Source organism: Chryseobacterium sp. CS2K3, from assembly GCF_059515185.1.
On record NZ_JCAKRW010000004.1, the window covers coordinates 432,073 to 440,946 of the forward strand.

Annotated in this window: 8 protein-coding genes; 7 read left to right on the forward strand and 1 reads right to left on the reverse strand. The window is 36.6% G+C overall.

What is annotated here, in order from left to right; translation table 11 throughout:
• Nucleotides 1-49: 49 nt before the first annotated feature.
• The 6 genes from AC5YGG_RS09445 (at nucleotide 50) to AC5YGG_RS09470 (ending at nucleotide 6,726) form a co-directional block, all read left to right on the forward strand.
• Entirely contained in the window at nucleotides 50-2,197 is a 2,148-nt protein-coding gene (locus AC5YGG_RS09445) for a catalase (RefSeq protein ID WP_496144258.1), read from the forward strand.
• Nucleotides 2,198-2,320: 123 nt separating this feature from the next.
• A complete protein-coding gene (locus AC5YGG_RS09450) occupies nucleotides 2,321-2,821 on the forward strand; it encodes a CinA family protein (protein ID WP_496144259.1) in 501 nt (166 codons plus the stop codon).
• 5 nt (nucleotides 2,822-2,826) lie between these two features.
• On the forward strand, nucleotides 2,827-3,621 hold the full coding sequence (locus AC5YGG_RS09455; protein WP_496144260.1) for an SDR family NAD(P)-dependent oxidoreductase: 795 nt from the start codon (nucleotides 2,827-2,829) through the stop codon (nucleotides 3,619-3,621).
• Between the two features lie 4 nt (nucleotides 3,622-3,625).
• Nucleotides 3,626-4,372 carry an SDR family oxidoreductase gene (locus AC5YGG_RS09460; protein WP_496144261.1) on the forward strand — a complete coding sequence of 249 codons (747 nt, stop codon included), beginning with the start codon at nucleotides 3,626-3,628 and terminating at the stop codon, nucleotides 4,370-4,372.
• 153 nt (nucleotides 4,373-4,525) lie between these two features.
• Nucleotides 4,526-6,049 carry an FAD-dependent oxidoreductase gene (locus AC5YGG_RS09465; RefSeq protein ID WP_496144262.1) on the forward strand — a complete coding sequence of 508 codons (1,524 nt, stop codon included), beginning with the start codon at nucleotides 4,526-4,528 and terminating at the stop codon, nucleotides 6,047-6,049.
• A gap of 8 nt (nucleotides 6,050-6,057) precedes the next feature.
• A complete protein-coding gene (locus AC5YGG_RS09470) occupies nucleotides 6,058-6,726 on the forward strand; it encodes a DUF6766 family protein (protein WP_496144263.1) in 669 nt (222 codons plus the stop codon).
• Here AC5YGG_RS09470 and AC5YGG_RS09475 read toward each other — a convergent pair.
• Complete coding sequence (locus AC5YGG_RS09475; RefSeq protein WP_496144264.1) at nucleotides 6,708-7,526, reverse strand: AraC family transcriptional regulator; 819 nt, start codon at nucleotides 7,524-7,526, stop codon at nucleotides 6,708-6,710. The two genes, AC5YGG_RS09470 and AC5YGG_RS09475, sit on opposite strands and share 19 nt — an antisense overlap.
• A 159-nt stretch (nucleotides 7,527-7,685) precedes the next feature.
• Here AC5YGG_RS09475 and AC5YGG_RS09480 point away from each other — a divergent pair, with 159 nt between their 5' ends.
• Nucleotides 7,686-8,822, forward strand: coding sequence for an Atu1372/SO_1960 family protein (locus AC5YGG_RS09480; RefSeq protein ID WP_496144265.1), 1,137 nt, complete (start codon nucleotides 7,686-7,688; stop codon nucleotides 8,820-8,822).
• The last annotated feature ends 52 nt before the right edge of the window (nucleotides 8,823-8,874 follow it).

Below are 8,874 nucleotides of genomic sequence, written 5' to 3' on the forward strand. Positions count from 1 at the left end.
CAACGCCCCTTATCTGACTGCTTTTAAAAGAAACACCAATCTAAAAGTTATGAATATGAAAACCAACGATCCAAACAACCAAAAAGCAGAGCAACTGAAATTAAACAGTACTTCTAACGAGAATGAAAAGCTGACTACCAATCAGGGTTTAAAAATCAATAATAATCAGGATTCCCTGAAAGCAGGCGATAGAGGTCCGACTCTGTTGGAAGACTTTATTTTAAGAGAAAAAATTACTCATTTTGATCATGAAAGAATCCCGGAAAGAGTAGTTCATGCAAGAGGTTCTGGAGCACACGGAGTATTTAAACTCACCAAAAGTCTGGCAAAATATACCAAGGCGAAATTTCTTACAGAATTAGGAAAAGAAACACCTGTTTTTGTAAGATTTTCAACTGTTGCCGGAAGTAAGGGAAGTACTGACCTTGCCAGAGATGTGCGGGGCTTTGCCATTAAATTTTATACAGAAGAGGGAAATTATGACTTGGTAGCGAACAATATGCCTGTTTTTTTTATTCAGGATGCTATCAAATTCCCTGACCTTATCCATGCCGTAAAACCTGAACCTGATAATGAAATACCCCAAGCTGCATCTGCTCACGACACATTTTGGGACTTCATTTCCCTGATGCCGGAAAGCATGCATATGATTATGTGGCTGATGAGTGACCGTGCAATACCAAGAAGCCTCAGAATGATGGAAGGATTCGGGGTACATTCTTTTAAGTTCATTAATGATGCTGGTAAAGTACATTTTGTGAAATTTCATTTTAAACCAAAACTAGGAGTACATTCCGTAGCATGGAATGAAGCTCAAACCATTTCAGGAGTGGATCCAGACTTTCATAAAAGAGACCTTTGGGAAGCCATCGAAAATGGAGATTATCCGGAGTGGGAATTCGGTGTACAGCTGATTCCTGAAGAAAATGAAGACATGTTTGATTTTGATCTTTTGGACCCTACAAAACTTGTTCCTGAGGAAGAAGTTCCTGTAGAAATTTTCGGAACCCTTACTTTAAACAGAAATCCTGATAACTTTTTCGCAGAAACAGAACAGGTAGCTTTCCATCCGGGACATATTATACCTGGAATAGATTTTACGAATGATCCTTTACTGCAAGGAAGACTATTTTCATACACAGATACCCAATTATCAAGATTAGGCTCTCCAAACTTCCATGAAATTCCTATAAACCGCTCTATTAATACCGTACACAATAATCAGCGGGATGGGCATATGAGACAGCAGATTGTAAAAGGAAAAAGCAGCTATGATCCTAATTCCACAGGAAACGGTTGCCCTTTTCAGGCGATGATGTCTGAAGGTGGTTTTACCTCACAACAGGAAAGAGTTTCCGGTGCTAAAGTAAGAGAAAGAAGTCCAAGTTTTGTTGATCATTATTCTCAGGCGAAATTGTTTTATAACAGTCAGTCAAAACCAGAGAAACAGCATCTTCAGAACGCGTTGATCTTTGAATTGTCAAAAGTAACCCTTCCGGCAGTTAGGGAGAGATTGGTGGGGCAGCTTGCCTATATTGATATGTCTTTAGCTCAGAAAGTAGCTGAAAAACTAGGAGTAGAAGTCAAAAAACTGGAATGGGCAAACCAAAGCTTACCTGCCGACAGCAATATTGTAGAATTGCAAAGTGAAGAAAGAGAGCCGAAGACAAAAATTTCCGAAGCTTTAAGTATGAAAAATACGGTTAAAGATACCATTAAAAGCAGAAAAATCGGATTTATCCTGGCAAACGGAGCAAATGGTAAAGATATCAATGCTCTTAAAACAAAACTGGAAAGCGAAGGAGCACGCGTAGAATTAATAGCGCCAAGCCTTGCTGTAATTAAAACAAATGATGGTACAGAATTCACCCCAAAACATTCTTTAACCAGTATCGCAAGTGTCTGTTTTGATGCTCTTTTTATAAGTTCGGGAGAAGATTCAGTCAAAGAACTAATGATTCCTGAAAACAAACATCATGTTCTTCATTTTATTAACGAAGCTTATAAACATTGTAAAGCAATTTACTTTGGGAATGATACCGAAGCTCTTTATCAAAATAGCAATGTAGCGACACGAAAACATAAAGATCCGGGAATTATCATGGGCAATGATGACAATCCTATGGATAAATTCGTAAAAGCAATTGCTCAACACAGAGTCTGGGATTTGGAAATAGAGAGAAACGCTCAATCATAATACCTTCACACCAAACACACTTAACAATATATGATTATGAAAGCTGCGGATTTTTTATTCTGCAGCTTTTTATCCCCACTTCTCAGTTCCAGTCACACAATTAATCATTTAAATATTAATATTATGGATTTTCAAAAAAACTTACTCGAATATATAAGCCAATCACTGATGACTACAGATGAAACTATTTCTATTGCAGAAAGTGTTACCTCAGGATGCTTACAATTGGCTTTTTCACAGATGCCGAATGCTTCATTATTCTATAAAGGCGGAATGACCGCTTACACCTTACCTGAAAAAGTAAGATTATTAAAAGTAGACAGACACGAAGCCGAAGAATGTGACTGCGTTTCAGAAAATATAGCAGAAACAATGGCTTTGAATGTGGCTTCACTTTATGAATCAGACTGGTCTATTGCAACTACAGGCTATTGTACTCCCATCAGGAATTCTTCATATAAAATTTTTGCCTATTTCTCATTTTCATACAAAGGAGAAATTGTTCTCACAAAAAAACTGGAATTACACCCCAAAACCCAAGCTCTCAACGCCCAGCTATATTACACTGAGTTTATTTTGGGGTGTTTTAAAAGTGAAATCAACAGGCTGCTAATTTTAAAATAATACTCATGGAACGCAAAAATCAATATGCTCTGATTACAGGTGCAACAAGCGGTATAGGATATGAGCTGGCAAAACAGTTTGCCAAGAACGGCTATGACCTGGTTCTTGTTGCCAGAAACCATGAAACACTTAAAAAGAAAGCTGAAGAGTTTAAAAGTTTTGGAGTAAATGTGATTCCCATTTCAAAGAACTTATTTCTTCAGGATGAAGCCTATTCTTTGTATTCCGAGCTTACCTTAAATGCAATAAGCCCTGCAATATTAGTTAATGATGCCGGACAGGGTGTTTATGGTAAATTTCAGGATACAGATATTCATAGGGAAGTGGATATTGTCAATTTAAATATAATTTCAGTCATCATATTAACAAAACTGTTTATTAAGGACCGATTACCAAAGGGCTCCGGTAAGATTTTAAACCTTGCTTCAGTAGCGAGTAAAATTCCGGGTCCTTGGCATTCGGTATATCATGGGACCAAAGCATTTGTATTATCCTGGACAGAAGCGATCCGTGAAGAGCTGAAAGATTCAGGAATTACGGTTACAGCACTCTTACCAGGTCCTACAGATACAGACTTCTTCAATAAAGCAGATATGAATAAAAGTAAAATTTTGGAAGACAAAGAATCTCTGGCATCTCCGGAAGATGTGGCAATTGATGGTTATAATGCTTTAATGAATAATGAAGACAAAGTGATTTCAGGAATCAAAAACAAACTTTCCGTAGCAATGTCTAACCTCTCTACTGACAGCATGGCAGCACACAGAATGTTCGAAATGCAAAAACCAACAGAAAGATAAGATTATGGGAAAGCTAAAGGAAAAATCAGTTCTCATTACGGGTGCAGATAGCGGAATAGGTAAGGCTGTGGCACTTCTTTTTGCCTTGGAAGGAGCCAATATCTCCATTATTTATCATTCAAGTGTAGATGATGCAGAAGCCACGAAAAAAGAAATTGAAAATCTGGGCAGAAAATGTATCCTTTTTCAGGGCGATATCAATGATTATGATTTTTGTGAAGAAGCTACGACTAAAACCATTTCTGTATTCGGAAAGATTGATATTCTTGTGAACAATGCAGGAGTTCAGTTTCCTTCAGACAATATTGAAGAATTAAAAGAGCAGAACATAAGAAAAACGTTTGATTCTAATATTGTTGGAATGATATTACTGACAAAAATTGTCTTCCCTTATCTGAAAGAAGGCGGATGTGTTATCAATACCACTTCTGTTTCCGCTTATCAGGGACATCCGGAACTTCTGGATTATTCTGCAACAAAAGGAGCAATTGTCTCATTTACACGTTCTCTGGCACTTCAGGCAAAACCGAAAGGAATTCGCATCAATGCAGTGGCTCCGGGACCCGTAGTGACTCCGCTTACTGAAGAAACATTTGATGATGAAGAAGAAAATCCTGAAAAACCACCTTTAGAAAGAAGCGCAACCCCTGAAGAAATAGCTTTCAGTTTCCTGTTTCTCGCAAGTGACGAGGCAGCACAGGTTACCGGGCAGATACTTCATCCCAACGGTGGAATTATTATAAATGGATAGCCCGTCATACCATTTCATCAAATGAAAACAATAGCATTCATTCCAATCAGATGAATCTAAGAAAAAGAAAAGTATTGAAATCTCAGATTATAAAAAGTTTCAGAAAATAATAGCTTGAATAAAAGATAATTTTTAATCCTAAATACTCCCGTTATGTATAGAGATGGCGCAAGAAAAAGTATATGGCAGGAAGAAATCAAAAGATTTTCTACAGAAACTGATCTTAATCAATTATTTGATGCAGCGATTATAGGAGGCGGAATTACAGGCGTTTCTACCGCTTTAAAATTACAGGAATCAGGAAAGAAATGTATTATTCTGGAAGCTGCAAATATCGGGTTTGGAACAACCGGTGGAACAACAGCACATTTAAATGATTTTTTTGACACCACATTTGCTCAGGCTATTCAGGATTTCGGGCTTGAAAATGCAAAACTGTATGCAGAATCCGGAAAAGATGCCTTTCATATTATTGAAAACAACATTCAAAAATATGAAATAAGCTGTGATTTTAACCGAAAATCAGCCTATTTGTTTGCTTTGGATGAAGAACAGGAAAAAAAATTAAGAAATATTGTAGAAGGAGCAACCAAAGTAGGTCATGAAATGGCATATGTGAATGAAATTCCTTTTCCGATTCCATTTAAAGAAGCAGTGCTTATTCCAAAACAAGGACATTTTCATCCTATAAAATATATCAAAGCGCTTTGTGAAAGCTATATCAAGTTAGGCGGAGCTATTCAGGAAAACTGTCATTGTGAAAGCCATAAAGAACTTGAAGATCATGTTATTTTAGCAACATCTAAAGGCGAGATTAAGGCAAAAAACGTTATTTATGCCACTCATATTCCTCCGGGCATCAATCTTCTTCATTTTACCAATGCTCCTTATAGAAGCTATGCAATGGCATTTACTCTAAAGGATGACAAATACCCATGGGAAATAGGATATGACCTTTCAGATCCCTATCATTATTACAGAATTCAGGAATATGATGGTGAAAATTTACTAATAGCAGGCGGTGAAGACCATAAAACAGGACATGCAGAAGATACCGGTGAATGCTTCACAAGACTGGAATCCTATGTTCGGGAGTACTTTAATGTAGAAACCGTTTATTATAGCTGGTCAAGTCAATATTATGAACCCGTTGACGGACTTCCATATATCGGAAAACTTCCCGGAAGTAAAAGCAGGTTGTATACCGCTACAGGCTTCAGAGGTAATGGAATGATATTCGGGACACTTTCTTCACAAATACTTCATGATCTTATTGTAAAAGGTGAAAATAAATATGCAGATTTATTCAGCCCTACAAGAATAAAACCGATTGCCGGATTTTCAGATTTCATCAAAGAAACAGTAAGTGTGGCATTTGATTTTATTAAAGATAAACTTTTTGTGGATACCATTGATTCCTTATCAGAAATTAAAGAAGGTGAAGCAAAAGTCATACGTTATCAATCAGAATCTTATGCACTTTATAAAGAAATAAACGGCACTTTACATCTATTAAAGAGTACCTGTCCGCATGCATCCTGTGAAGTTCGATGGAACAGCGCAGAATTAAGTTGGGATTGCCCTTGTCATGGTTCCAGGTTTAATGTCAATGGGAAAATTCTTACCGGACCATCTACAGAGAACCTGCCTAAGATCTTTCCTTTCCAAAAACAGTAGCTACAAATATGGAGTCAACAAATAAACCTCATGGATTCTTTTACCGTAATAGTCTGAGCATTGTTTTACTTACTCTGATGATTATTTTTCTGATCGGACAATTTTTTACAGGCTGGACAACTGAAAATAAAGAATTGGCTGAAAATGGTTATCCTGTTTTGAACATTAGTGAATATTTCACGAGTGGTCATTTTATTCAGGCAACTTTTGAGAATTGGGAAAGTGAGTTTCTTCAAATGATGATTTATGTATTATTAACCATCTCTTTGAGGCAGAAAGGGTCTAGCGAATCAAAACCCATGGAAGGAAAAACCGAGGTAGATAAAGAACCTGTAGCCCATCCCAAAGCACCTTATCCTGTCAGAAAAGGTGGTTTCATATTGAAAATTTATAAGCATTCTTTATCCCTTGCCTTTGCTGTCCTTTTTCTAGTCAGCTTTATCTTTCACTTTTACGGAAGCCTGAAAGATTTTAATAATGAACAGATAATCAAAGGAAAATCAGTAGTTTCGGCAATGAAATACATTTCAGAATCTAGATTTTGGTTTGAATCTTTTCAAAACTGGCAAAGTGAATTTCTCGCAGTCGCTTCATTAGTGCTTCTTTCCATCTGGCTTCGGGAAAAAGGATCCCCGGAATCTAAACCTGTGGATATGTCTTACGATGAAACCCCTTGATTTTTATGAATTTTAGGTTTAGACTTCATTACTGCAAAATATGCCGTTGTAAATGCGGAAAGACTTTGATAACCTACTTTATAAGCGATTTCACTTAACGTATACTGTTGAGTATCTATAAGCTCTATACTTTTCAAAATTCTGGTCAGCTGAAGGTATTTCTGAAGGGTAATTCCTGTTTCATTCTTAAAAATCCTCTGAAGACTTCTTACCGACATCATTGCTTTTTCCGCGAGCAAATCAATATCAAGATTGTATTTAAAATTCGCATTGATATCATTGCACACCGGAATCAGTCTGGCATCCATAGGAACCGGAATTTCCAATCCGTTGCTTTCTTTATATAAATTCGGAAGACTTTTTAAAATAGCCTTGAAAAAAATATCCTGTTCTTCATTTTCCGATAATGACTGATTCCATTTAGAAGCATATAATAACATTTCTTTAAGAACAGGAGGAGCCGCAAAAACCTGTACATTATTGTAAAAATCATCATCAAAAACAGATTTAAAGAGGAATACCATAAGATTTACTGTTTTTGCTTCAGAAGTAATTTTATGAGGCTTTTTTGACGGAATCCAAATCACATGCTGCTGCGGAACAAGATAAATCTTCTGATCAATATGAAAATACTGATAACCATCCTCTACAAAAGTAAGCTGAGCGCGGTTGTGAACATGCTCATAAGCGTCATGTTTCCAGTCTTTTTCACACCATACGTAAGCCTCCTTTTCTATGGTATCTACAAACTGGCTTTCAGATTTTTCAACCAAACCACATTTTATATTGTCGTTTTGCATGTATTTTTTGGCAAATTTAATAAAAACGCCAACACTAATTTTGTATTATCAAAACAAATGTGATTTCCATATAAATTGACAGCGGACAAGAATCATTTTATTAAGAGAGAAGTTCACATAAAAAACGAACAATAACATTAAAATTATATTTTATTCAGAATGAGAAAATTATGTCTTTTTTTTATCTTAATTTTATTATTTAACACCAGCAACATGATGGCACAAAATAAAGCTAACATATTAGTTCTTATCCATTCAGATAATGGCGGAACTTACGAACTTGCCAAAGAAATAGCAAAGGGAATTGAAAGTGAAAATAATGCCGTTTCCTCCATTAAATTGGTCAAACCCTCACAAAATCCCAATCTGAAGAACCTTCCTGTAGTTACAGTGGAAGAGCTTACAAATTATGACGGAATTGCTTTTGGATCGCCTGTTTATTTTGGAAATATAAGCACGGGAATGAGTGAGTTTTTATCCAAAACAGTATCGCTTTGGACCCATCATGCCCTTGAAGGAGTTCCGGCAACAGTTTTTATGTCTGCAGGAAGCGGGGCAGGGAAAGAACTTGCTTTACAGGCATTTTGGAACAGTCTTGCTGTACACGGAATGGTATTGGTTTCCAATGGAATTCGTGGAACTGAAGAACTTAATAAAGCGATACCACAGGGAAATACCGTATTGGGAATTACCAGTATGGCTTCTTTAAAGGATGTTGAAAGACCCACAAAAGGAGAAAGACACTTAGCCGAACTTCAGGGAAAAAACTTTGCAAAAGTTGCACTGGCTTTAAAAGATACCCGTGCTAAAAAAAGTAATCCTATCATTGAAAATCATCAAAACTTTAGTGAAATCTTAAAGCAAAAGAATATTATTCTTCCTCAGGTTCCTAAACCCGCAGGAAATTATCAGCCGTTTGTGCGTTCCGGGAATCTTGTATTTATCAATCAGGTTGCTTTAAAAGACGGGAAGATTTTTAATGCCGGGAAATTAGGAGTAGATGTAACAGAACAACAGGTAAAAGATGCTACCAAAGTTACAATGCTGAATGTTTTATCCGTGCTGAATGAAGCCGTAGGTGGAGATTTAAACAAAGTAAAGCAATGTGTACAACTTACAGGAATTTTCAACACCAAAGATGATTACACAAAACACGCTGATTTAATGAACGTTGCTTCTGATCTTGCGGTGGATGTTTTTGGAGAAAAAGGCAAGCATGCAAGAGCTACGTTTGGAGCTTCTTCTATTCCGGTAAATTCTTCTGTTGAAATTCAGGCTGTTTTCGAAGTGGAGTAGGATTTATTGCTCTCGCAGACTTTATAAATAACTTATAATCAACGCTACATTT